Genomic DNA, 21,269 nt, shown 5'->3' with positions numbered 1-21,269 from the left:
AACCTGCGGCGGAGTTAGCGAAAAAAATCGGGGTGGTCTTGTTCGAGCGGTGCGATGCGATCAATCAGTTGGGCCAAATGAAACCGCATGGCCGCCCCGGCTGCTTCAGGGTCACGGTCGCGGATCGCATCAAGCACGGCGGCATGTTCTTTTACGGCATGCGCTGGGCGTCCCGCTTCTGGCAGGATCAGTAGGCGCACACGTCGAAGTTGTAAAGAGAGCTGGCTGCCAATTGCAGCGACAGATTTGAAACCCGTAAAGTCGAGGATCATGGTGTGGAACGCTTCGTCTGCCTCAAAGAAACCGCGAAAATCCTGATCTTCGACCAAAAGGGACTGCATGCGGATGTTGCGGGTCAGTTGCACAAGCTGGTCGTCGGTGCGGATGGTCGCGACCCGTTTCACGGCGGCAACTTCGACGGCGTCGCGCAGGAAACATTCCTCGCGGATCTCATCCAGGGAAAACCGGGTCACGCGCGTCGCCGATTGTGGGATCACGTCGACAAGTCCGTCGCCGGACAGTCGGGTCAGGGCTTCGGCGACGGGTGATCGTGAGACGCCGAATTGTTCGCAAATCGCGCCTTTGCGCAAGACAGTGCCCGGCGGCAACGTCAGATCAAGAATCGCTTCGCGCAGGGCCGTATAGACCCGTTGCGACAGCGGGCCATCCAAGTCGTCGATGTCGGGAAAAGCTGTGCCCGTGATGTTTGTTATCTTCGCCAAATCGTTTCTCCGGTTCGTACTGACATGTTAGTTGACAGGTGACACATGTAAAGCTAATTGTTGCGCGACAACCCATGATGCCAGCCCAGGATGCCAGTATGCCTAATGTGATCTGCCTGCACGACGACGACAACATTGTTATTGCCCTTGCTGATCTTGCCGCGGGCGCGGTTGTGGCGGGCGTCACAGTGCCATTGGTGCAATCGATCAGTCGCGGTCACAAGATTGCCCGCCGTGCGATTGCAGCGGGCGAAAAGGTCATTCGCTACGGTCAGACCATTGGGCAAGCCAAACAAGACATCGCAGCGGGCGATCATATTCATGTGCATAACCTTGGCATGGGCGAACACACCCAAGATTACGCTTATGCAAGCGAAGCGCGCGCGCTGGCCCCTGCCGAAGATGCGCGCACGTTCAATGGGTATCACCGCGCTGACGGCCGTGTTGGCACGCGCAACTATATCGGGATTCTGACGTCGGTGAACTGTTCCGGGTCGGTCGCGAAATTTATCGCCGAAGCCGCGACGAAATCCGGTTTTCTGGATGACTACCCGAACATTGACGGCATCGTGCCGATCACGCATGGCACAGGCTGCGGGATGTCGGGCAAAGACGAAGGCTATGACACGCTGTTCCGCACCCTGTCGGGGTATGCGCAGCACCCCAATTTCGGGGGCATTTTGCTGATTGGTCTGGGCTGCGAAGTCATGCAGCTGTCGGCGTTGGTTGATGGCCGCCCGATCCGTGTCGATGGCGCGCTGCGCTATATGACGATCCAGCAAGAGGGCGGCACACGCAAAACCATCGAAAAGGGGCTCGAACAATTGGCCGGTGTTGCGGCACTTGCCAATCAGGTGACACGCCAGCCCGCCCCGATTTCCGAAATCATGGTCGGGATGCAATGTGGTGGATCGGACGGGTATTCGGGGATCACAGCGAACCCGGCGTTGGGTGCTGCGTCTGATTTGTTGGTGCGGCATGGCGGCACGACGATTTTGTCGGAAACATCGGAAATTTACGGGGCAGAGCATCTGCTGACCCGCCGCGCCGTTTCGGCCGAAGTCGGCGAAAAGCTGATTGACCGTGTGCGCTGGTGGGAAGACTATACCGCACGCAACGGCGGCGAGATGGATAACAACCCAAGCCCCGGCAACAAACGGGGTGGGTTGACCACAATCCTTGAAAAGTCGTTGGGTGCGGTCGCGAAAAGCGGCAGTGCGCCATTGGCGGATGTTTACAAGTTTGCAGAAAAAATCACCACGAAAGGTTTTGTCTTTATGGACAGCCCCGGCTTTGACCCGTGTTCGGTCACCGGACAGGTCGCGTCGGGCGCCAACCTGATTGCGTTTACCACCGGGCGCGGGTCGGTATCGGGCTACATGCCGACGCCGGGCATCAAGATCGCCACCAACAGCGAAATGTGCGCCCGTATGTCCGACGATATGGACATGAACTGCGGGGACATCGTCACCGAAGGCGTATCGATCGAAGACAAGGGCCGCGATCTGTTTGAATTGTTTATCCGCGTGGCCTCGGGCGAGAAAACCAAAAGCGAAGAGCTGGGATTTGGCGGTGTAGAGTTCGTCCCGTGGCAAATCGGCGCCGTGATGTAAGCGAATATGCAGGGGGGAGCCTGATATGCGATTAAAAGACAAAACGATCCTGATTACCGCAGCAGGGCAGGGCATGGGGCGCGCCTCTGCGGTTGCTTGCGCAGCCGAAGGTGCCACGGTGTACGCGACCGATGTGAACAGCGATGCGCTGGCGTCACTGGATGGGGTCGCAGGCATTCAAACCCGCGTTTTGGATGTAACCGATGGTGCGGCGATCCTGGCGCTGGCTGCCGAACTGCCGGATCTGGATGGCCTGTTTAACTGCGCGGGGATCGTGCACCACGGCACTGTACTGGATTTGTCCGACGATGCGTGGGAACAGTCTGTCGGCGTAAATATCACGTCGATGATCCGGATGAGCCGTGCATTTATTCCGGGCATGATCCGGCGGGCAGAAACGACGGGCACCGCATCGATCCTGAATATGTCCTCGATGGCGTCTTCGATCAAAGGTTTCCCTTACCGCGCGGCCTACGGCATCACCAAAGCCGCGGTGCTCGGCCTGACAAAATCCATTGCTGCGGATTTCGTCGGTACGGGATTGCGCTGCAATGCGCTGTGTCCCGGCACGGTGGATACGCCGTCTTTGCGGGGGCGCATCGCATCGGCACCCGATCCGGCGCAGGCCGAAAAGGACTTTGTCGCGCGCCAGCCAATGGGCCGCTTGGCCACGGTCGACGACATGACCCCCACCATCATTCATCTGCTGTCCGACGGCAGCAGTTATGTGACCGGGCAGGCCGTGTTGGTTGATGGCGGCGTCACGATCTAACCGCTGCACCAAGGTTTGGGAGGGCCGAAGGCGATGACAAAACTTGTTGATATGGCGGGCATCGAAAAACGCTTTCCGGGCGTTCATGCCCTGAAAGATGTGCAGTTTGATCTGTATGCTGGCGAAGTGCACGCCCTGATGGGGGAAAATGGCGCGGGCAAATCGACGCTGATGAAAATCCTGTCTGGGGTTTATACGCGGGACGGTGGCACGGTGCAGATCGATGGCTTTGATACCGCCCCCGACAGCCCACGCGCCGCGCAGGATATGGGGATCGGCATTATCCATCAGGAACTGAGCCTGATGAACGATCTGACCGCCGCGCAAAACGTGTTTATCGGTCGCGAACCCCGCCGCCGTTTTGGCCGCTTGGACGAGGTCGCGCTGAACAAACAGACCGCCGAAATTTTTGCGTCGATGAAATTACAGATGGACCCGCGTGCGCCTGTTGGCGGCCAAACCATCGCCCGCCAGCAGTTGATCGAAATTGCCAAGGCGCTGTCCTATCGGCCGCGTGTTCTGATCATGGACGAGCCGACCGCCGCGCTGAACGATGTCGAAATCGCAGAGCTGTTCGCGGTGATCAATCGCCTGAAGGCGGATGGCGTCGGGATCATTTATATCAGCCACAAGATGGATGAAATCAAGCGTATCGCGGACCGGGTGACGGTGATGCGCGATGGCGCGTGGATTGCGACGCTGGACGCTGTGCAAACACCGCTGGGCCGGATCATCGAATTGATGGTTGGCCGCGAGGTGAATGACGCCCCGCCCGCGATTCCGGACACGTCAACGGCTGAAGTCGCGCTTGAGGTGCGCGGGCTAAAGCGGGGGCGTGATGTTCACGATGTCAGCTTTAGATTGAAAAAAGGTGAAATTTTGGGATTTGCCGGGCTGATGGGTGCGGGCCGGACCGAGGTTGCGCGCATCATCTTTGGGGCCGACCCGCGTGACGCGGGCGACATCCTGATCCATGGGCAGCCCTGCAACATTCGCAGCCCCTATGACGCGGTCAGCGCGGGAATTGGGTATCTGTCCGAGGATCGTAAACATTTTGGTCTGGCGACCGATATGACGGTGCGGGCGAATATCGCCATGGCGTCGCTGTCGCGTTTTACCAGCAAAACCGGTGTCCTGAACGAAGCCGCGATGCGCGACACCGCGCAAGGTTACATCAAACAGCTGGGCATCCGCACCCCGTCCGACATGCAAGATGTGCGCCTGCTGTCAGGTGGCAATCAGCAAAAAGTGGTGATCGCCAAATGGCTGCTGCGCGATTGCGATATTTTGATTTTTGACGAACCGACCCGCGGCATTGATGTGGGCGCAAAGTCTGAAATCTACCGCCTGTTGGAAGATCTCGCAGCCCAAGGTCGCGCGATTATCGTGATCAGTTCGGAACTGCCCGAGGTCATGCGCCTAAGCCACCGGATCGCGGTGATGTGCGAAGGGCGTTTGACCGGGATTCTGCCGGGCGGCGCGGGCACCACACAAGAACAGATTATGGAACTGGCAACCCGGCGCGACGCGGCCGTGGCCCCCGTGGGAGAGTAAGATGACAGATGCAACACCTGTAGCACCCGCAACATTGGCGGGGAAAATCATTGGGGCGCTGATGCACCAACGTTTGTTGGCATTTGCGTCATTGATCGTGCTGTTGATTGTGTTCTCACTGGCCTCTCCGAACTTTATGCAGACGTCGAACATGATCGCAATTTTGCAGGCGACCAGCGTGAACGGTGTGCTGGCGATTGCTGCGACCTTGGTGATTATCACGGGCGGCATCGACCTGTCGGTTGGGACGATGATGACATTTTGCGCCGTCATGGCGGGTGTCGTGCTGACCAATGCGGGGCTGCCTTTGCCGTTGGGGGTGATCGCCGCGATTGCCACAGGGGCGATGTGTGGATTCTGTTCCGGAAGCTTCGTGGCCAAACTGAAAATCCCGCCGTTTATTGCCACGTTGGGCATGATGCTGATCCTGAAGGGGTTGAGCCTGGTCATTTCCGGGACCCGTCCGATTTATTTCAACGACACACCGGGGTTTGACCAAATTTCGCGAGGATCGATCATTGGCGAGGTACTGCCGTTCCTGCCGATCCCGAACGGCGTTTTGATCCTGTTTCTGGTGGCGGGTGCCGCGTCATATATCTTGGGCCGGACTGTGCTGGGGCGCTACTGTTTTGCGCTGGGTTCCAACGAAGAGGCGGTACGCCTGTCCGGCGTCAATACCGACCGCTGGAAAATCGCGATATACGCGCTGTCGGGGGCCATTGTTGGCATTGGTGGATTGCTCATCGCATCACGTTTGAATTCGGCGCAGCCCGCGCTGGGCTTGGGCTATGAACTAGAGGCGATCGCCGCCGTTGTGATCGGTGGGACGTCCCTGTCAGGCGGACGCGGCACCATCATCGGCACATTGATCGGCGCGCTGATCATGGCGGTGCTGACCAACGGCCTGCGGGTCATGTCCGTCGCCCAAGAATGGCAGACCGTCGTCACTGGCGCGATCATCATTTTGGCAGTCTATGCCGATATGATGCGCCGCCGAAAATCGGTCTGAATGTTGACGATACGATCAAATACAACTGTGGAGGAGAAAAACATGTTGTCACGCCGTACTGTTATGGGCGCCCTAAGCGCCGCCGCGCTATTGGGCACCCCGGCCATGGCGCAGGATGAAATGTACATCCCGCTGGTATCGAAAGGGTTCCAGCACCAGTTCTGGCAGGCTGTGCAAGCCGGGGCTGAAAAAGCTGCTGCCGAAGAAGGTGTGCGGATCACCTTTGAAGGGCCGGACAATGAAACCATGGTTGACCGCCAGATTGATATGCTGGCCGCGGCTTTGGCAAATAACCCTGCTGCAATCGGCTTTGCCGCGCTGGACAGCCAAGCGGCGATCCCGCTGCTGCGTGAAGCGCACGAAGCAGGTATTCCGATTGTTGCGTTTGACAGTGGCGTCGATAGCGATATCCCCGTCACCACAGCGACCACCGACAACCGTGCTGCCGCTGCATTGGCTGCCGACAAGATGGCCGAACTGATTGGTGGTGCGGGCAAAGTGGCCGTTGTCGCCCATGACCAAACCAGCCGCACAGGGATTGACCGTCGCGATGGGTTCCTGGATCAAATGGCAGCCGCCTATCCCGACATCGACGTTGTCAGCGTCCAGTACGGCCAAGGCGACCAACTGCAATCGACCGAAGTTGCCAAGGCCATTTTGGTGGCCAACCCTGATCTGGTCGGTTTGTTCGGCACGAACGAAGGATCGGCTATCGGTGTTGTGAACGCGGTGCGCGAGCTTGGCTCGACTGGCGTGACCATTATTGGCTACGATTCCGGCAAGGCACAGACCGATGCAATCCGCGAAGGTTTGATGGCTGGCGCGATCACGCAAAACCCGGTTGGGATCGGTTATGAAACCGTTAAGGCGGCTGTTGCCGCGACGCGTGGCGAAGACCTGCCTGCGATTATCGACACGGGGTTCTATTACTACGATCAGTCCAATATCGACGACGCTGAAATTCAGGCCGTCCTGTACGATTGATTGCTTTAGACCGACGGCCCGCTAAGGTCTGCGGGCCGTCACTTATTTGCGGAAAGGGCAAAGATGAAACTGTTGCGTTACGGGCCTGCGGGCCAAGAAAAGCCGGGTATGTTGGATGATCAGGGACAGGTGCGCGATCTGTCGGGAATTGTAACCGACATCGCTGGCGATACCCTGACTGCGGATGGCATCGCCAAGCTGCGCGGTGTTGATATCGCCACCTTGCCCGTCGTGTCCGGCACCCCACAAGATGATTTGCGGCTGGGCGCCTGCGTGGGCCGCATTGGCAAATTCATCTGCATCGGCTTGAACTATGCGGATCACGCCGCCGAAAGCGGGCTGGATGTGCCGCCGGAACCTGTGATTTTTAACAAATGGACATCGGCGGTTGTGGGGCCAAATGATGACGTGTTGATCCCGCGCGGGTCCGTCAAAACAGACTGGGAAGTCGAGCTGGGCATCGTGATCGGGTCCGGTGGATCCTACATCGACGAGGCCGACGCGATGAACCACGTCGCCGGGTTCTGTGTGGTCAACGACGTGTCAGAGCGCGAATACCAGATCGAACGCGCCGGTACATGGGACAAAGGCAAAGGATGCGACACCTTTGGCCCGACTGGTCCATGGCTGGTGACGCCGGACGAGGTGGGTGACTACGACAATCTGGCGATGTGGCTGGAGGTTGATGGCAAACGCTATCAAAACGGCAGCACTGCCACGATGGTTTACAAAGTGCCGTTCTTGGTCGCCTATTGCAGCCGCTTTATGTCGCTGCAACCGGGTGATGTCATTTCGACAGGCACGCCGCCGGGTGTCGGAATGGGGCAAAAGCCGCCTGTCTATCTCAAAGGTGGCGAAGTGATGCGCCTTGGCATTGCGGGTCTTGGTGAGCAGCAGCAAAAGGTTGGCAAGGCCTGATATCTTGCCCAAAAGCCCCCGCCAGAGGTTTCTGGTCGGGGGCTTTTTTTATGGGATGTGCCGGACAGTGGCGTCAGGACGGCAGTGTGACGATCACAGCACCGCGGTCCGTGGCGACAACGGTGTGTTCATACTGCACCACGGGGGCGGGTGGCGTGGCGTAAAGGGTCCATTCGTCGTCGCCATCCGTCGCCCATTGGCCCCCGCGCGACAAGAATGGTTCGACCGTCAGCACCAGACCTTTGTTTATCCGTCGCCTGTCACTGCGTGTCGGCCATGTCGCGATTTCCTCGGGATATTCGTGCAGGGCGTGGCCGACGCCGTGGCTCGCGAGGTTGCGGATCAGCGTGTAGCCGCGTTTTGATGCGAAATGCCCGATTGAATTCCCGATCCCCGCCAAAGGTTTGTTGCTGCCAACCTGTGCGATGCCGATGTGCATGGCGCGTTTCCCGTCAAGGCATAGCTGGTCCAGCGACGGGGCAACGTCACCCAAACGAAAGGTGGCACCTGTGTCGGCGAAATAGCCGTTTTTTGAGGCCGAGACATCAATATTGACCAAATCGCCAGCGGCAATGATCCTGTCGCCGGGAATGCCGTGCGCGATTTCTTCGTTGACGCTGATGCAGGTTGCACCCGGAAAATCATAGGTCGCTTCGGGCGCAGAAACGGCCCCTTCACGCTCCAGAAGCCTGCGGCCAATCACATCAAGATCACGTGTGGTCATGCCCGTTTCCATCGCCTTTGCCATTGCGTGCATCGTATTGGCCACGATGCGCCCGATTTCCTTTAGGCCATCAAGGTGTTCTTCTTTTGTAATCGTCATGCTGTCTCTATCCACAATGCGCCAAGGCGTTCCACCGACCCTAACAGTGGCGGCCCGATCTGTCCCGCAGTTTAGGCGGTAATACCGTCTTGCGTCGTGCGAAATGTATCGACGCTGCGTTTGCGGTGGAATATCAGACAGCATTACGCCATAGTTGCACAAAACAAAACCGTGGGGATCATGGGTGATGCAGCGATCTGTCCCGAAGTTAAAATCATGCGAAGATTGTCCCATCCGCTACAACGCGGTTTGCTCCAAATGCGAACCAGACGAAATGCGCGAGCTGGAAGGCATCAAATATTATCGGTCGTTTGCGGCTGGCCAGCCGATTTTCTTTTCAGGTGACTCGCTTGAATTTGTGGCATCGATTGTATCGGGGGTGTCCAGCCTGACACGAACGATGCCCGATGGCCGTGTGCAGATGGTGGGGCTGTTGTTACCCGGTGATTTCATGGGGCGCCCCAACCGCGAAACAATCGAATGCGATGTCATGGCCGAGACGGATGTGGTGCTATGCTGTTTCCGCCGCCGTCCGTTTGAAGAAATGATTGTTAATACGCCACATGTCGGCCAGCGGCTGCTGGAAATGACGCTGGATGAACTGGATGCCGCACGCGAATGGATGTTGGTGTTAGGGCGAAAGACGGCGCGCGAAAAGATCGCATCGCTGCTTTATATGATCGCGACCCGGATGGCGAAGTTGGCGAAACAGACCGATTCCAATACGACGTTCACGTTGCCGATCACCCGCGAGACAATGGCCAACTATCTGGGGCTCACGATCGAAACAGTAAGCCGCCAGATGTCTGCGTTGAAACGTGACGGGTTGATCGCCTTTACGGATCGCCGCGAAATCACCGTGCCCGATATCGATGCGCTGTGGGCAGAGACGGGCGAAGACAGCCCGATCTGACCCACGGGCCGCAAGAATTACCTTGCATTCTTTGCACTCTAGGGTTTAGTCAAAATGCAAGATGTACGATATGGCTGCATCCAGACCATGGCGATTGGTCCGGCAATGACAAGACGATGTGTCGACTGGGCTGTCATTTTCATGGTGAAGGGTGGGCGTGTCCTGCATTCCTCCCAAAACGCAGGCACGTCCACCCTACAGGTGTCACGCGGTATTAGCGTGACATCAGGATCGGCCGGTCTGCCATCTCAAGCAAGCTGCGCGTTGCACCGCCAAAAACGGCCTCGCGCAACCGAGAATGGCCATAAGCCCCAGACACGATCATCTGCGCACCGACCTCCCGAGCACGGCGCAACAGTATCCCTGCGACATCTGGCTCTGTTTTTGCCAAAACGTCAACCTGAGTCTTGGCCCCGTGGCGCATTAAGTACTGCGCCATCGTGCCTCCGGGGTCTGATCGGTCGGCCGCATGGACGGGCGGATCGATGATGCAGACATCGGTTTGCGTGGCCTCGGTCAGGAACGGCAGTGCGTCGCGCGTCGCGGACATCGCTTCGTTGCCGTCATTCCAGCCGACAATGATGCGCCCGTCGGGTAACGGGGCATCGCAGCCTTGCGGGATTACCAGAACCGGACGGTCGGCGCCAAAAAGCGTGGCCTCGACGACGGCGGCGGTTTCTGCGTTGTCTTGATACGGGCGTGGCAAAACCACGAGATCGCAAAAACGTAAGTTGCGCGCAAGATAGCCAGACAAAGCAGGCCCCTGCACGGTAGCCGCCTGCAGCGACCAGCGCACCGTTTCGCCCTGCATTTCCGCCTGAATGAATTTTTCAAGCGCGTCGCGCTCCGCGATCGCCTCGCGGGTTTGTTCTGCGACAAGCATGGGTTCGGCACCCATATAATAGCCCGTCGTTTCCGTATGGCTGATCGTGACGGCGTAGATGTCCAGATGCGCGTCCATCCGTGTGGCAAGCGCGATTGCAGCATTCAGTCCGTCCACATCATCTTTGTGGGTCAGAATTGTTCCTATGACCTTGTAGCCCATGTCTTGGCGTCCTTTTGATCGATATCATCGCTGAGGTGATTGTTCGCGCAAACCACCCCTTAAAAGTCATATGCCCCAGTTGGTCGCGGTTTGTGTTGATCCACATCAAAGACGCGTAAGGCCCCCATGCGCAAAAAGAACCCATGAATAGCTGCTGACCCTGTTGGGGGTGGGCAAACGAAGGGGATTCTCTGATGGGGAACTATTTTAAGCTGGTCGCGATGGGGGTGATTGCCCTGTTCGCGGCTGTTGCTGCCAACTGGGGCCGGGACGTGGCGTATGTCGTCCACGCGGTGATCATCATGATGGTGGCTGCATTTTTATTCTTGCGTACGCTGCGCCAAATTGATGAACGCGTAAGGCCTGTCGCAACCGACGGCTATATGGACGATGTTGTCCGTGCCGGTGTGATCGCCACAGCGATGTGGGGTGTCGTCGGGTTTCTGGTTGGCGTGATCATCGCCTTTCAACTGGCGTTCCCGTCATTGAATTTTGAATTCCTGCAACCCTATGGCAACTTTGGCCGGCTACGCCCATTGCACACCAGTGCGGTGATTTTTGCTTTTGGTGGCAACGCGCTGATCATGTCGTCGTTTTACATCGTGCAGCGCACTTGCGGCACACGGTTGTGGGGCGGCGGTTTGGCATGGTTTGTGTTTTGGGGCTATAACCTGTTCATCGTGCTGGCCGCGACGGGTTACCTGTTGGGCGCAACCCAATCCAAAGAATACGCGGAACCGGAATGGTATGTTGATATCTGGCTGACCATTGTCTGGGTGGCGTTTCTGGCCGTCTATCTGGGCACCATATTCCAACGCAAAGAAAAACATATTTACGTCGCCAACTGGTTCTTGTTGTCGTTCATCATCACCGTCGCGATGCTGCATATCGTCAACAACCTGTCGATCCCGGTCAGCATCTGGGGCAGCAAATCTGTCCAACTGTTTGCGGGCGTGCAGGATGCGATGACCCAGTGGTGGTATGGACACAATGCGGTTGGCTTCTTCCTGACCGCAGGTTTCCTTGGCATGATGTATTATTTTGTGCCCAAGCAAGCCGGGCGTCCGATCTATAGCTACAAACTGTCGATCATTCACTTTTGGGCGCTGATCTTTCTTTATATCTGGGCGGGCCCGCACCATTTGCATTACACGGCGTTGCCTGACTGGGCGTCGACGTTGGGCATGGTGTTCTCGATCATTTTGTGGATGCCTAGCTGGGGTGGGATGATCAACGGACTGATGACCCTGCAGGGTGCATGGGACAAACTGCGCACCGATCCGATCTTGCGGATGATGGTGATCAGTCTGGCGTTTTACGGTATGTCCACCTTTGAAGGTCCGATGATGTCGATCCGTGCGGTCAACAGTTTGTCACATTATACCGACTGGACCATTGGTCACGTGCATTCCGGTGCGCTGGGCTGGAACGGGATGATCACCTTTTCGGCACTGTATTTCCTGACACCACGCTTGTGGGGCCGGGCGCAGATGCATTCGCTGTCCGCTATCAGCTGGCATTTCTGGTTGGCCACGATCGGCATCATTCTTTACGCTGCGTCGATGTGGGTGACCGGGATCATGGAAGGCCTGATGTGGCGTGAAGTGGACGCCAATGGCTACCTCGTGAACAGCTTTGCTGACACCGTCAGTGCCAAGTTCCCGATGTATGTGGTCCGTGGTTTGGGTGGGGTGATGTATCTGTCCGGCGCGCTGATCATGGTGTGGAACATGTTCATGACCATCAAGGGTGGCGCACGCCAAAAAGCCCTTGTCGGCGTGACGACAGTATAAGGATCAGGAAAAATGTCCGATACGAATAAAAATAAAGGCTTCCTGGCCAAACACGCCGTGCTGGAACGCAGCCCGACCTTGTTGCTGGTTGCGTCACTTCTTGTCGTGTCCATCGGCGGGATCGTCGAAATTGCCCCGCTGTTTTATCTGGAAAACACCATTGAAAAGGTCGAAGGCGTGCGCCCCTATTCCCCGCTAGAGCTGGCAGGGCGCGACATCTATGTGCGCGAAGGCTGCTATGTGTGCCACAGCCAGATGATCCGTCCAATGCGCGACGAGGTCGAACGTTATGGTCACTATTCACTGGCCGCTGAATCAATGTACGATCATCCGTTCCAGTGGGGGTCCAAACGCACGGGGCCTGATCTGGCCCGTGTCGGCGGAAAGTATTCGGATGCGTGGCACATTGACCACCTGACCGATCCGCAATCGGTTGTCCCTGAATCCGTGATGCCGGGTTACGGGTATTTGCTGAACGCAATGGTCAACGCTGACTATGCGGCTGATGTGGTCGAAACACATGCTTTGGTCGGCGTTCCGTATTCCGAAGAAATGTTGGAAGCGGCTTCGACCGATGTTCTGGCGCAAATTGATCCCAACAGTGATGATTACGATGCCCTGTTGGAACGCTATCCCGGTGCGCAAATTCGGAACTTTGACGGGGCACCGGGTGTGTCTGAAATGGATGCGCTGGTGGCGTATCTGCAAATGCTGGGCACAACGGTCGATTTTTCGACCTTCACCCCAGACGCTAGCCGCTAGGAGGTATGAAAATGGACACCTATTCATTCTTGCGTGAATTGGCCGATAGTTGGGTTTTGCTCGCGATGACGCTGTTCTTTCTGGGCGTCATTGCTTGGGCGTTTCGCCCCGGCAGCGCGGCAGTTCACGCCGACACGGCCAATATTCCGTTTCGTAACGAGGCGCTGGACACCTGTGACAAAGGCTGTGCCGACTGCGCTTGCAAGACACTTAAAATCAAGGAGCTGCAATCATGAGCAGCGATGACAAAGACATTGATGACGTCACAGGCACCGACACCACGGGGCACAGTTGGGACGGGATCAAGGAACTGAACAATCCATTGCCGCGCTGGTGGCTTTACACGCTGTACCTTTGCATCATTTGGGCGATTGGCTATACCGTGGCCTATCCGGCGTGGCCGATGATTTCGGGTGCGACGGCGGGCGTATTGGGCTATTCGACCCGTGCCGAAGTTGCCGAAGACATTGCCCGGTTTGACGATGCCAACGCTGAAATTTCAGCACAACTGGCTGCGGCGGATTTGAACACGCTGTCCGAAAATGATGACCTGATGCGCTTTGCCACATCGGCCGGGGGGGCGGTGTTCCGCAATAACTGTGCGCAGTGTCACGGGGCAGGGGCCGCTGGCGCCAAGGGGTATCCCAACCTGTTGGATGACGACTGGCTGTGGGGCGGTGATTTCGAAAACATCGGCTACACGGTGCGGCACGGTATCCGCAACGAAGAAGACTGGGATGCGCGGTACTCGCAAATGACAGCCTTTGACGAGATTTTGTCGCATGACGAGATCCGCGCGGTGGTGGCCCATGTGCGGGCGATTTCCAACCAGGATCACGATGCGGCGTTGGCCACAGAAGGTGCGACACTGTTCATGGACAACTGCGCCGCCTGTCATGGCGATGATGGTGCGGGCAACCGTGATCTGGGTGCGCCGAACCTGACCGACGCGATCTGGTTGTACGGCGGCGATCCCGCCGCGATCGAGCAAACCGTGCGATACGCCCGCTTTGGCGTCATGCCAAATTGGGGATCGCGCCTGACGGATGCCGAAATTCAGGCGGTCACGGCCTATGTCCACCAGTTGGGCGGCGGCGAATAAGGATCACAGGCGTCGCGCCATCTGTTCGCGCAAAGGCGCGCGCCACGTGAAGGAAAGGGCATCCGCGAAGGCGGGTGCCCTTTTTCTGCACAAAAGTATCGCCTGATGCAGATTTGTTGACGTCTGCACGGGTCTATTCCGTGGGCCTTCTGATTTAGGCCGCCGTCATTCTGGATCGCTTAAGCCTGCTGCGCCAGCCGCGCCTCGAGAACGTCGAACGGCACGCCGGGTTCGTCTTTGGCGCCGCGGATCACCAGCGATGTTTTGACTGATGCCACGTTTTCCGCGCTGGTCAATTCTTCGGTCAGGAAGCGTTGGAATGTGCGCAGGTCAGGGGCCACGCATTTCAGAATGAAGTCCACCTCGCCATTGAGCATGTGGCATTCGCGGACCAGTGGCCAAGCACGGCAGCGGTTTTCAAACGCGCTCAGGTCGACTTCGGCTTGGCTGACCAGCCCAACCATCGCAAAAACCTGCACCTCAAAACCCAGCTCGCGCGGGTTCACATCGGCATGATAGCCAAGAATGAATCCCTGTTCTTCCAACGTCCGCACACGGCGCAGACAGGGCGGGGCGGAAATACCCACGCGTTTGGCCAGTTCGACGTTCGTCATCCGACCGTCGGCCTGAAGTTCCGCCAGAATCATGCGGTCAATTTCGTCGAGTTTCGTTCCGGGCATCTTTTACTCTCGTTCAGTTTTGCAAATACTACGCGTTTTGCGTAAAATACGCAATATTGTTTCAATGTTCCGCAATAAAAGAACATCGCATACCAGATATACGCGGTCTTTTAACCCATCGCTTGCGTCGCTATATCAAAGCAACAGCATTTGAATGAGGCCTGACATGACCACGACCCGCCATACGAAAGTTCTGATTATCGGCTCTGGCCCATCGGGGTATACCGCGGGCGTTTATGCTGCGCGTGCTATGCTGGAACCGATCCTAGTGCAAGGCATTGAACCGGGCGGACAGCTGACCACCACAACCGAAGTGGAAAACTGGCCCGGCGATACCGAAGTGCAAGGCCCTGATCTGATGGTCCGTATGGAGGCCCACGCCCGCGCGATGGGATGTGAGATTGTTGGCGATATCATCACCGAACTTGACTTGCAGAACCGCCCGTTTACCGCAAAGTCAGACAGCGGCACGGTTTATACCGCCGATGCCGTGATCTTGTGTACAGGTGCCCGCGCCAAATGGCTGGGCCTGCCGACCGAAGACAAATTCAAAGGTTTTGGGGTCAGCGCCTGTGCGACCTGTGATGGTTTCTTTTACCGTGGTCAGGAAATCGTTGTTGTCGGTGGCGGCAACACCGCCGTAGAGGAAGCACTTTTTTTGACCAACTTTGCTTCAAAGGTTACGCTTGTGCATCGCCGTGATGAACTGCGCGCTGAAAAGATCCTTCAGGATCGCCTGGCCAAAAATCCCAAGATCGAAACGCTGTGGTTTCACGAAATCGAAGAAATCTACGGCACCGATAGCCCGTTGGGTGTTGAAGGTATCAAACTGAAACATACCAAGACAGGCGAGATCACCGATATTCCGGCAAAGGGTGTCTTTATCGCCATCGGTCACGCGCCGGCGTCTGAACTGGTGAAGGGTCAGTTGGAATTGCACCACGGTGGCTATGTCAAAGTCGAGCCGGGCAGCACCCGCACCGCGATCCCCGGTGTGTTTGCTGCGGGTGACTTGACGGATCATGTGTACCGGCAAGCAGTGACGTCAGCCGGGATGGGCTGTATGGCGGCGCTGGACGCGGAACGGTTTTTGGCCGAGCAGGGCAGCTAAGGGCAATTGCCTTGCTTGCCTGATCATTTTGTCCACCATGCCCCGGCACTGGTGGACAAATTGCACCCCATAGGGGTTTTCTTTCAGGTGGCCACCCCGCGCTAGGGCGCTGACGACACGACAATGTAGACGGATTGTCCAGTGAAGCGGGCGGTTTCACCGCATTGTTCCAATCCCGCCACCAAGCTGGGAATAGCTGTCTTTTTTGTTGTGTTGTGCTAGACAATGCACGGGTCGCGGGTCTATGCCGCGCCCAAACGCCGATAAACATAGTCAGAGAGTAACATGTCCCAAGATTTGGCCCCGATCCCAGAGCTATATGTGTCGTACGAAAGTGCGCAAAAGTTGAAAGTCGAAGCTGGCAACCTGATCAGCCACGACCTGACTCCGCGCCAGATTTGCGATCTTGAATTGCTGATGAATGGCGGGTTCAATCCGCTCAAAGGGTTCCTTACCGAAGCTGATTATAACGGCGTTGTTGAAAATATGCGTTTGGCGGATGGCAGCCTGTGGCCGATGCCGATCAACCTTGATGTATCCGAGAAATTTGCAGAGACCGTCGAAGTTGGTCAGGACATCGCCCTGCGTGACCAAGAGGGCGTGATTCTTGCGACGATGACCGTCACCGACAAATGGGTACCGAACAAAGCGCGTGAGGCTGAAAAGGTCTTTGGCGCAGATGACAGCGCCCACCCTGCGGTGAACTATCTGCATAACACGGCTGGCAGCGTTTATCTGGGCGGTCCAGTCATCGGTATTCAGCAGCCCGTGCACTATGATTTCCGCGCCCGTCGGGACACGCCGAATGAATTGCGGGCCTATTTCCGCAAGTTGGGCTGGCGCAAAGTTGTGGCGTTCCAAACCCGCAACCCGCTGCACCGCGCGCATCAGGAACTGACGTTCCGGGCCGCAAAAGAAGCCCAGGCGAACCTGTTGATCCACCCCGTGGTCGGCCTGACGAAGCCGGGCGATATCGACCACTTTACCCGCGTGCGTTGCTACGAGGCGGTTCTGGATCAATATCCTGCATCGACCACCACGATGTCCTTGTTGAACCTTGCCATGCGGATGGCCGGCCCCCGCGAGGCGGTTTGGCACGGGCTGATCCGTAAAAACCACGGCTGCACCCACTTTATCGTTGGTCGCGACCACGCGGGCCCGGGCAACAATTCGCAGGGCACCGATTTTTATGGCCCGTATGATGCCCAAGACCTGTTCCGCGAGCATCAAGAAGAGATGGGCATCGAAATGGTCGACTTTAAGCACATGGTTTACGTGCAAGACCGCGCCCAATACGAACCAGCCGACGAAATTGCGGACAAGGATGATGTGACGATTCTGAATATTTCAGGCACGGAATTGCGCCGCCGTCTGTCGGAAGGGTTGGAAATTCCGGAATGGTTCAGCTTTCCGACCGTCGTCGAAGAACTGCGCCGCACGCGCCCACCACGGGCAAGCCAAGGTTTCACCGTTTTCTTCACAGGTTTTTCCGGGTCAGGAAAATCGACCATTGCAAACGCGTTGATGGTCAAACTTATGGAAATGGGCGGACGCCCCGTCACCCTGTTGGACGGCGATATTGTGCGCAAAAACCTGTCGTCCGAGCTGGGCTTTAGCAAGGAACACCGGGATCTGAACATCCGTCGTATCGGCTATGTTGCGTCCGAGATTACCAAAAACGGTGGTATCGCGATTTGTGCGCCGATTGCGCCGTATGCAGCAACGCGGCGTGCCGTGCGGGAAGATATCGAACAGTTTGGTGCGTTTATCGAAGTGCACGTCGCGACCACGATCGAGGAATGCGAACGCCGGGATCGTAAAGGGCTGTATAAGCTGGCGCGCGAAGGCAAGATCAAGGAATTCACCGGGATCTCGGACCCTTACGATGTTCCAGAAAACCCCGAACTGCGGTTGGACACAGAGAATGTCGAAGTCGACAACTGCGCACATCAGGTGATTTTGAAACTGGAAAGCATGGGGCTGATCAAAGGGTAATCCCTGCGATCAACCTTCAAAAAAGGTGCTAGCCCGGACGGGCTGGCACCTTTTTTGTATTAGTGGACTGTGACCGGCGTCATGTCGTTTTCGCGCGCCAGATGAAATGCGAGTTTGCGGTTGGCAACCAGCGCCAACTGTTCGCCTTGGGCGTTGTGCACGGCAAATAGCGTTTCAAGATCACCGACTTGGTCCCGCATATCGTCGGGAAGGTCGGCAGCAAGGATCGGTTTGACATAAACGATGCCTTGGTCAAAGCCTTCGATATCAAATTTGCTGTTCATCTTTTATCCTTTCCGGATGTGGATTGTCTGGACAACGCGATCGGGGATCGCACGGGTCAGATCGACGTGAAGTAGACCGTTTTCGATTGTAGCTTCGCCGACATCAACACCGTCCGCCAGCACAAAAGACCGCTGGAACTGCCGCGCGGCGATCCCGCGGTGCAGAAATATCCGCCCATCGCTGTCGTCACTTTGGCGGCCGCGAATAACCAACGAATTATCTTCGACCGTAATAGCAAGGTCGCTTTCCGCAAATCCGGCAACGGCCAGAGTGATCCGGTAAGAGTTTTCAGAGGTCTGTTCGATGTTGTACGGCGGGTACCCGTCGTTCCCGCTTTTTGCGGTGCGTTCGACCAGCTGTTCCAGCTGTTCAAACCCCAAAAGAAAGGGATGGGTCCCCAAAGCCAGTTTTGTCATATGACATGTCCTTCACTAAGCGACTGTCGCGTTTTGGCCCCGATTTCGGCGGCCTTTGTGAAAATATGGGGTTCGAAAACGGATTGATCAAGAGGAAGTAGTAGGATGTTTGGTTTAAACCCCGTATCTATACCATTGTTAACGAACGAAAGCGGGATGCTGGTGTGATGAATTCTTCTGCGAAAATGGATCAAGTTGAAGTGCTGCGCGTTGAATTGGCGGTCGCAAAGCAAGAGCACCGCGATCTGGATACGGCAATCGCGGCGCTTCATGCGCTTGGCGCGCCCGACATGTTGACGCTGCAACGGTTGAAACGGCAAAAGCTGAAGTTGAAAGACCGGATTGTCACGCTCGAAGATCGCATCCTGCCCGATATTATTGCCTAGATGCCGTTGCGGCTGTCGCGGCCTTGGCTATAGTGCCGCTTCCTTTTGTAGACGGGGACACAAGAAGCATGACGCATCCATTGGTTGGCATCATTATGGGCAGTCAGTCTGACTGGCCTACCATGCGCGAAGCCGCAGAGGTTCTGGATGAACTGGGCGTTGCCTATGAAACCAAGATCGTTTCGGCCCACCGCACGCCGGATCGGCTGTGGGATTATGGCAAAACGGCTGTTGATCGCGGGTTGCAGGTGATTATCGCGGGTGCAGGCGGCGCTGCGCATTTGCCGGGCATGATGGCGTCCAAAACCCGCGTGCCCGTGGTGGGTGTGCCGGTGCAGACCAATGCGCTTTCGGGTGTTGATAGTCTTTATTCCATCCTGCAAATGCCGCGCGGGTTTCCTGTGGCGACCATGGCGATTGGCGCCGCGGGGGCACGCAACGGCGGGCTGATGGCCGCAGGTATCCTTGCGCTACACGACCCTGCTTTGGCGGCCCGCCTTGATGCGTGGCGCACGGCCCTTTCCAATTCAATACCGGATGAACCTTGCGATGATTAAACCGCTGCCTGTTGGGGCCACGATTGGAATTTTGGGCGGCGGTCAATTGGGCCGCATGCTGTCTGTTGCGGCAAGCCGCCTTGGGCTTAAGACCCATATTTTCGAACCCGGCGCAAACGCCCCGGCGGGCGATGTCGCCCACCGTGTGACCACCGCAAATTATGATGATCACGCCGCCCTGACCGCTTTTGCACAATCGGTTGACGTGATCACCTATGAATTTGAAAATATCCCCACGTCAGCGCTTGATCTACTAGAAACGCTGACCCCGATCCATCCGGGGCGACGGGCGTTGGCCACCAGTCAGGATCGTCTGACAGAAAAGACGTTCCTGCAAAGTATCGGTCTGAAAACCGCACCCTTTGCTGATGTGGCCAATGCTGATGATTTGGCCGCAGCTTTGGCCCAGATTGGTGCGCCGGCGATCCTGAAAACGCGCCGCATGGGGTACGACGGCAAGGGCCAGGCCCGGATCATGGCCGCGGCTGACGCGGGTCAGGCGCTGGCCGATATGGCGGGTGCGCCTGCGATTCTTGAGGGGTTCATCAATTTCAGCCACGAGGTGTCGGTGATTGGCGCACGCGGGCAGGATGGGTCTGTGGCCTGTTATGATCCCGGCGAAAACCTACACGAAGCGGGGATTTTGCGTACAACGACTGTACCTGCAAAACTGACGTCCAGCCAGCGCACGGATGCGGTGTTGATTGCGGCGAATATTCTGAACGCGCTGGACTATGTCGGCGTGATGGGGGTGGAACTGTTCGTGACACCGCAGGGCCTGATCGTGAACGAAATCGCGCCACGGGTGCATAATTCTGGCCATTGGACCCAAAATGGCTGCACGATTTGTCAATTTGAACAGCATATCCGCGCGGTTGCCGGTTGGCCGCTGGGCAATGGCGCGCGCCATTCCGACGTGGTGATGGAAAACCTGATCGGCGACGATATGAACCGTATTCCGGCCCTGTCTCTGACTGACGCCGCAATCCATCTGTACGGAAAGTCCGATGCGAAACCTGGCCGCAAAATGGGCCACGTCAATCGGATCATCAAAGCCTAATTGCTTGTTCGCGACTGGCTATCGCCGCCATAGGCGGGGTTAGTCGGTCCCTAAAATCACGTCGGTCAGGCTAAGGTCGTGGTTGAATTGGCCAGTGGCAAGAAAGGCGATCACCTCTTCCATCACCAGTGGGTTGTTCATCATAAAGGTATGGGTGACGGGCAGGATGATCTGGTCCGCCATGCCATCCAGCCGGGTTGAATCAACCGAAACTTTGCCGTCATCCGGCCCTTCGATCAGGGTCGAGTACACAGGGTTAAGTGTGCGGTCGCCGGAAATAATCCCGATCTCGTAAGGGAGGTAGTCCAGCGTATTCGGCAGGCTGCTTGGTTCAGTGCCTAACTGTAGGCCGGCGGGGCCGTTCACCCATTGAAACGGCTCGAAATCACCAAAGATATCGACAAGCTCTGACCCGGAGTTGGGTGGCCCCATCATCACCACACGCCCCATGTCGGCTGGTCGGTTCTCCGTCAGCCACAGCCGTACCAGAATGCCCCCCATGGAATGGGTGACAAAGTTGATACGGGTATCGCCGCAGGCGGCGACATCTTGCGTCACGTAGTCATTCACCAGCGTTTCGATCTTGGCCTCGGTCGACGGATAGCCGCGGTTAACAACCTTGTATCCTGCGTCTTCCAGCACGATCTGCAAGGCGGCCATCGAGGTTTCTGTGCGTGCCAACCCGTGCAGAAGCACAACGCAGTCCTGTGCGCTGACAGTGGTTGCGACAGCGCAGAGCGCGAAGGATGTGAGTATGGTTTTCATAGCC

Annotated in this window: 23 protein-coding genes; 16 read left to right on the top strand and 7 right to left on the bottom strand. The window is 57.0% G+C overall.

Translation table 11 applies throughout. From position 1 onward, the window contains the following. Positions 1–14: 14 nt before the first annotated feature. The gene (locus tag ACXJGX_RS04485) at positions 15–722 is read right to left on the bottom strand and encodes a GntR family transcriptional regulator (RefSeq protein ID WP_474779031.1); all 708 of its coding nucleotides are present in this window, start codon (positions 720–722) and stop codon (positions 15–17) included. A 98-nt stretch (positions 723–820) separates the two neighbouring features. Here ACXJGX_RS04485 and ACXJGX_RS04480 point away from each other — a divergent pair, with 98 nt between their 5' ends. The 6 genes from ACXJGX_RS04480 (at position 821) to ACXJGX_RS04455 (ending at position 7,572) form a co-directional block, all read left to right on the top strand. Next, positions 821–2,335, top strand: a complete 1,515-nt coding sequence (locus ACXJGX_RS04480; RefSeq protein WP_474779029.1) for a UxaA family hydrolase — start codon at positions 821–823, stop codon at positions 2,333–2,335. Positions 2,336–2,360: 25 nt separating this feature from the next. Then, entirely contained in the window at positions 2,361–3,107 is a 747-nt protein-coding gene (locus ACXJGX_RS04475; RefSeq protein ID WP_474779027.1) for an SDR family oxidoreductase, read from the top strand. 33 nt (positions 3,108–3,140) lie between these two features. After that, a complete protein-coding gene (locus ACXJGX_RS04470; protein ID WP_474779025.1) occupies positions 3,141–4,661 on the top strand; it encodes a sugar ABC transporter ATP-binding protein in 1,521 nt (506 codons plus the stop codon). Position 4,662: 1 nt separating this feature from the next. Further along, positions 4,663–5,670, top strand: coding sequence for an ABC transporter permease (locus ACXJGX_RS04465; RefSeq protein ID WP_474779023.1), 1,008 nt, complete (start codon positions 4,663–4,665; stop codon positions 5,668–5,670). 42 nt (positions 5,671–5,712) lie between these two features. Next, positions 5,713–6,654: a substrate-binding domain-containing protein gene (locus ACXJGX_RS04460; protein WP_474779021.1), complete on the top strand. Its 942-nt coding sequence runs from the start codon at positions 5,713–5,715 to the stop codon at positions 6,652–6,654. 63 nt (positions 6,655–6,717) lie between these two features. Further along, entirely contained in the window at positions 6,718–7,572 is an 855-nt protein-coding gene (locus ACXJGX_RS04455) for a fumarylacetoacetate hydrolase family protein (RefSeq protein WP_474779020.1), read from the top strand. A gap of 73 nt (positions 7,573–7,645) precedes the next feature. Here ACXJGX_RS04455 and map read toward each other — a convergent pair whose 3' ends face one another. Further along, the gene (gene map / locus ACXJGX_RS04450) at positions 7,646–8,395 is read right to left on the bottom strand and encodes a type I methionyl aminopeptidase (RefSeq protein ID WP_474779018.1); all 750 of its coding nucleotides are present in this window, start codon (positions 8,393–8,395) and stop codon (positions 7,646–7,648) included. Between the two features lie 187 nt (positions 8,396–8,582). On the opposite strand from map, the gene fnrL reads away from it, so the two are divergent. After that, complete coding sequence (fnrL, locus tag ACXJGX_RS04445; protein WP_474779016.1) at positions 8,583–9,308, top strand: transcriptional regulator FnrL; 726 nt, start codon at positions 8,583–8,585, stop codon at positions 9,306–9,308. 214 nt (positions 9,309–9,522) lie between these two features. Here fnrL and ACXJGX_RS04440 read toward each other — a convergent pair whose 3' ends face one another. Next, complete coding sequence (locus tag ACXJGX_RS04440; RefSeq protein WP_474779014.1) at positions 9,523–10,353, bottom strand: universal stress protein; 831 nt, start codon at positions 10,351–10,353, stop codon at positions 9,523–9,525. 194 nt (positions 10,354–10,547) lie between these two features. On the opposite strand from ACXJGX_RS04440, the gene ccoN reads away from it, so the two are divergent. From ccoN to ccoP, 4 genes are read left to right on the top strand one after another with little or no spacing between them, the layout of a single operon-like run. Further along, positions 10,548–12,146, top strand: a complete 1,599-nt coding sequence (ccoN, locus tag ACXJGX_RS04435; RefSeq protein ID WP_474779012.1) for a cytochrome-c oxidase, cbb3-type subunit I — start codon at positions 10,548–10,550, stop codon at positions 12,144–12,146. Between the two features lie 12 nt (positions 12,147–12,158). Next, entirely contained in the window at positions 12,159–12,908 is a 750-nt protein-coding gene (gene ccoO, locus ACXJGX_RS04430; protein WP_474779010.1) for a cytochrome-c oxidase, cbb3-type subunit II, read from the top strand. Between the two features lie 11 nt (positions 12,909–12,919). Then, positions 12,920–13,144: a cbb3-type cytochrome c oxidase subunit 3 gene (locus tag ACXJGX_RS04425; protein WP_474779008.1), complete on the top strand. Its 225-nt coding sequence runs from the start codon at positions 12,920–12,922 to the stop codon at positions 13,142–13,144. After that, positions 13,141–14,010, top strand: coding sequence for a cytochrome-c oxidase, cbb3-type subunit III (gene ccoP / locus ACXJGX_RS04420; protein ID WP_474779006.1), 870 nt, complete (start codon positions 13,141–13,143; stop codon positions 14,008–14,010). The genes ACXJGX_RS04425 and ccoP overlap by 4 nt, the downstream gene beginning before the upstream one ends. Positions 14,011–14,189: 179 nt before the next feature. Here ccoP and ACXJGX_RS04415 read toward each other — a convergent pair whose 3' ends face one another. Continuing rightward, positions 14,190–14,690 (bottom strand): Lrp/AsnC family transcriptional regulator, encoded by a 501-nt coding sequence (locus ACXJGX_RS04415; RefSeq protein WP_474779005.1) that lies wholly within the window; start codon positions 14,688–14,690, stop codon positions 14,190–14,192. 166 nt (positions 14,691–14,856) lie between these two features. Between ACXJGX_RS04415 and trxB the strand changes: the two genes are divergently transcribed. Further along, positions 14,857–15,801, top strand: a complete 945-nt coding sequence (gene trxB, locus ACXJGX_RS04410) for a thioredoxin-disulfide reductase (protein WP_474779003.1) — start codon at positions 14,857–14,859, stop codon at positions 15,799–15,801. 285 nt (positions 15,802–16,086) lie between these two features. Continuing rightward, on the top strand, positions 16,087–17,796 hold the full coding sequence (locus ACXJGX_RS04405; protein ID WP_474779001.1) for a bifunctional sulfate adenylyltransferase/adenylylsulfate kinase: 1,710 nt from the start codon (positions 16,087–16,089) through the stop codon (positions 17,794–17,796). 59 nt (positions 17,797–17,855) lie between these two features. On the opposite strand, the gene ACXJGX_RS04400 is transcribed toward ACXJGX_RS04405, so the two are convergent. After that, the gene (locus ACXJGX_RS04400) at positions 17,856–18,080 is read right to left on the bottom strand and encodes a DUF1150 family protein (protein ID WP_474778999.1); all 225 of its coding nucleotides are present in this window, start codon (positions 18,078–18,080) and stop codon (positions 17,856–17,858) included. Positions 18,081–18,083: 3 nt separating this feature from the next. After that, positions 18,084–18,497, bottom strand: coding sequence for an Hsp20 family protein (locus ACXJGX_RS04395; protein WP_474778997.1), 414 nt, complete (start codon positions 18,495–18,497; stop codon positions 18,084–18,086). A gap of 167 nt (positions 18,498–18,664) precedes the next feature. On the opposite strand from ACXJGX_RS04395, the gene ACXJGX_RS04390 reads away from it, so the two are divergent. From ACXJGX_RS04390 to ACXJGX_RS04380, 3 genes are all read left to right on the top strand, one after another. Next, on the top strand, positions 18,665–18,883 hold the full coding sequence (locus ACXJGX_RS04390) for a YdcH family protein (protein ID WP_474779198.1): 219 nt from the start codon (positions 18,665–18,667) through the stop codon (positions 18,881–18,883). 68 nt (positions 18,884–18,951) lie between these two features. Next, positions 18,952–19,440, top strand: a complete 489-nt coding sequence (gene purE, locus ACXJGX_RS04385; RefSeq protein WP_474778995.1) for a 5-(carboxyamino)imidazole ribonucleotide mutase — start codon at positions 18,952–18,954, stop codon at positions 19,438–19,440. Then, the gene (locus tag ACXJGX_RS04380; RefSeq protein WP_474778993.1) at positions 19,433–20,500 is read left to right on the top strand and encodes a 5-(carboxyamino)imidazole ribonucleotide synthase; all 1,068 of its coding nucleotides are present in this window, start codon (positions 19,433–19,435) and stop codon (positions 20,498–20,500) included. Before purE ends, ACXJGX_RS04380 begins: the two co-directional genes overlap by 8 nt. Before the next feature lie 39 nt (positions 20,501–20,539). Here the strand turns inward: ACXJGX_RS04380 and ACXJGX_RS04375 are convergent, their stop codons facing one another. Then, positions 20,540–21,265: an alpha/beta fold hydrolase gene (locus tag ACXJGX_RS04375; protein WP_474778991.1), complete on the bottom strand. Its 726-nt coding sequence runs from the start codon at positions 21,263–21,265 to the stop codon at positions 20,540–20,542. Between the last annotated feature and the right edge of the window lie 4 nt (positions 21,266–21,269).

This window comes from Yoonia sp. SWMV100 (genome assembly GCF_056108365.1).
Note: the sequence above shows the minus strand (reverse complement) of the source record. Positions and strands in the feature narration are given on the sequence as shown.

Coding starts and splice junctions, on each gene's coding strand:
- ACXJGX_RS04480 (WP_474779029.1), top strand. CDS start 821: ATGCCTAATGTGATCTGCCTGCACGACGACGACAACATTGTTATTGCC.
- ACXJGX_RS04475 (WP_474779027.1), top strand. CDS start 2,361: ATGCGATTAAAAGACAAAACGATCCTGATTACCGCAGCAGGGCAGGGC.
- ACXJGX_RS04470 (WP_474779025.1), top strand. CDS start 3,141: ATGACAAAACTTGTTGATATGGCGGGCATCGAAAAACGCTTTCCGGGC.
- ACXJGX_RS04465 (WP_474779023.1), top strand. CDS start 4,663: ATGACAGATGCAACACCTGTAGCACCCGCAACATTGGCGGGGAAAATC.
- ACXJGX_RS04460 (WP_474779021.1), top strand. CDS start 5,713: ATGTTGTCACGCCGTACTGTTATGGGCGCCCTAAGCGCCGCCGCGCTA.
- ACXJGX_RS04455 (WP_474779020.1), top strand. CDS start 6,718: ATGAAACTGTTGCGTTACGGGCCTGCGGGCCAAGAAAAGCCGGGTATG.
- map (WP_474779018.1), bottom strand. CDS start 8,395: ATGACGATTACAAAAGAAGAACACCTTGATGGCCTAAAGGAAATCGGG.
- fnrL (WP_474779016.1), top strand. CDS start 8,583: ATGCAGCGATCTGTCCCGAAGTTAAAATCATGCGAAGATTGTCCCATC.
- ACXJGX_RS04440 (WP_474779014.1), bottom strand. CDS start 10,353: ATGGGCTACAAGGTCATAGGAACAATTCTGACCCACAAAGATGATGTG.
- ccoN (WP_474779012.1), top strand. CDS start 10,548: ATGGGGAACTATTTTAAGCTGGTCGCGATGGGGGTGATTGCCCTGTTC.
- ccoO (WP_474779010.1), top strand. CDS start 12,159: ATGTCCGATACGAATAAAAATAAAGGCTTCCTGGCCAAACACGCCGTG.
- ACXJGX_RS04425 (WP_474779008.1), top strand. CDS start 12,920: ATGGACACCTATTCATTCTTGCGTGAATTGGCCGATAGTTGGGTTTTG.
- ccoP (WP_474779006.1), top strand. CDS start 13,141: ATGAGCAGCGATGACAAAGACATTGATGACGTCACAGGCACCGACACC.
- ACXJGX_RS04415 (WP_474779005.1), bottom strand. CDS start 14,690: ATGCCCGGAACGAAACTCGACGAAATTGACCGCATGATTCTGGCGGAA.
- trxB (WP_474779003.1), top strand. CDS start 14,857: ATGACCACGACCCGCCATACGAAAGTTCTGATTATCGGCTCTGGCCCA.
- ACXJGX_RS04405 (WP_474779001.1), top strand. CDS start 16,087: ATGTCCCAAGATTTGGCCCCGATCCCAGAGCTATATGTGTCGTACGAA.
- ACXJGX_RS04400 (WP_474778999.1), bottom strand. CDS start 18,080: ATGAACAGCAAATTTGATATCGAAGGCTTTGACCAAGGCATCGTTTAT.
- ACXJGX_RS04395 (WP_474778997.1), bottom strand. CDS start 18,497: ATGACAAAACTGGCTTTGGGGACCCATCCCTTTCTTTTGGGGTTTGAA.
- ACXJGX_RS04390 (WP_474779198.1), top strand. CDS start 18,665: ATGAATTCTTCTGCGAAAATGGATCAAGTTGAAGTGCTGCGCGTTGAA.
- purE (WP_474778995.1), top strand. CDS start 18,952: ATGACGCATCCATTGGTTGGCATCATTATGGGCAGTCAGTCTGACTGG.
- ACXJGX_RS04380 (WP_474778993.1), top strand. CDS start 19,433: ATGATTAAACCGCTGCCTGTTGGGGCCACGATTGGAATTTTGGGCGGC.
- ACXJGX_RS04375 (WP_474778991.1), bottom strand. CDS start 21,265: ATGAAAACCATACTCACATCCTTCGCGCTCTGCGCTGTCGCAACCACT.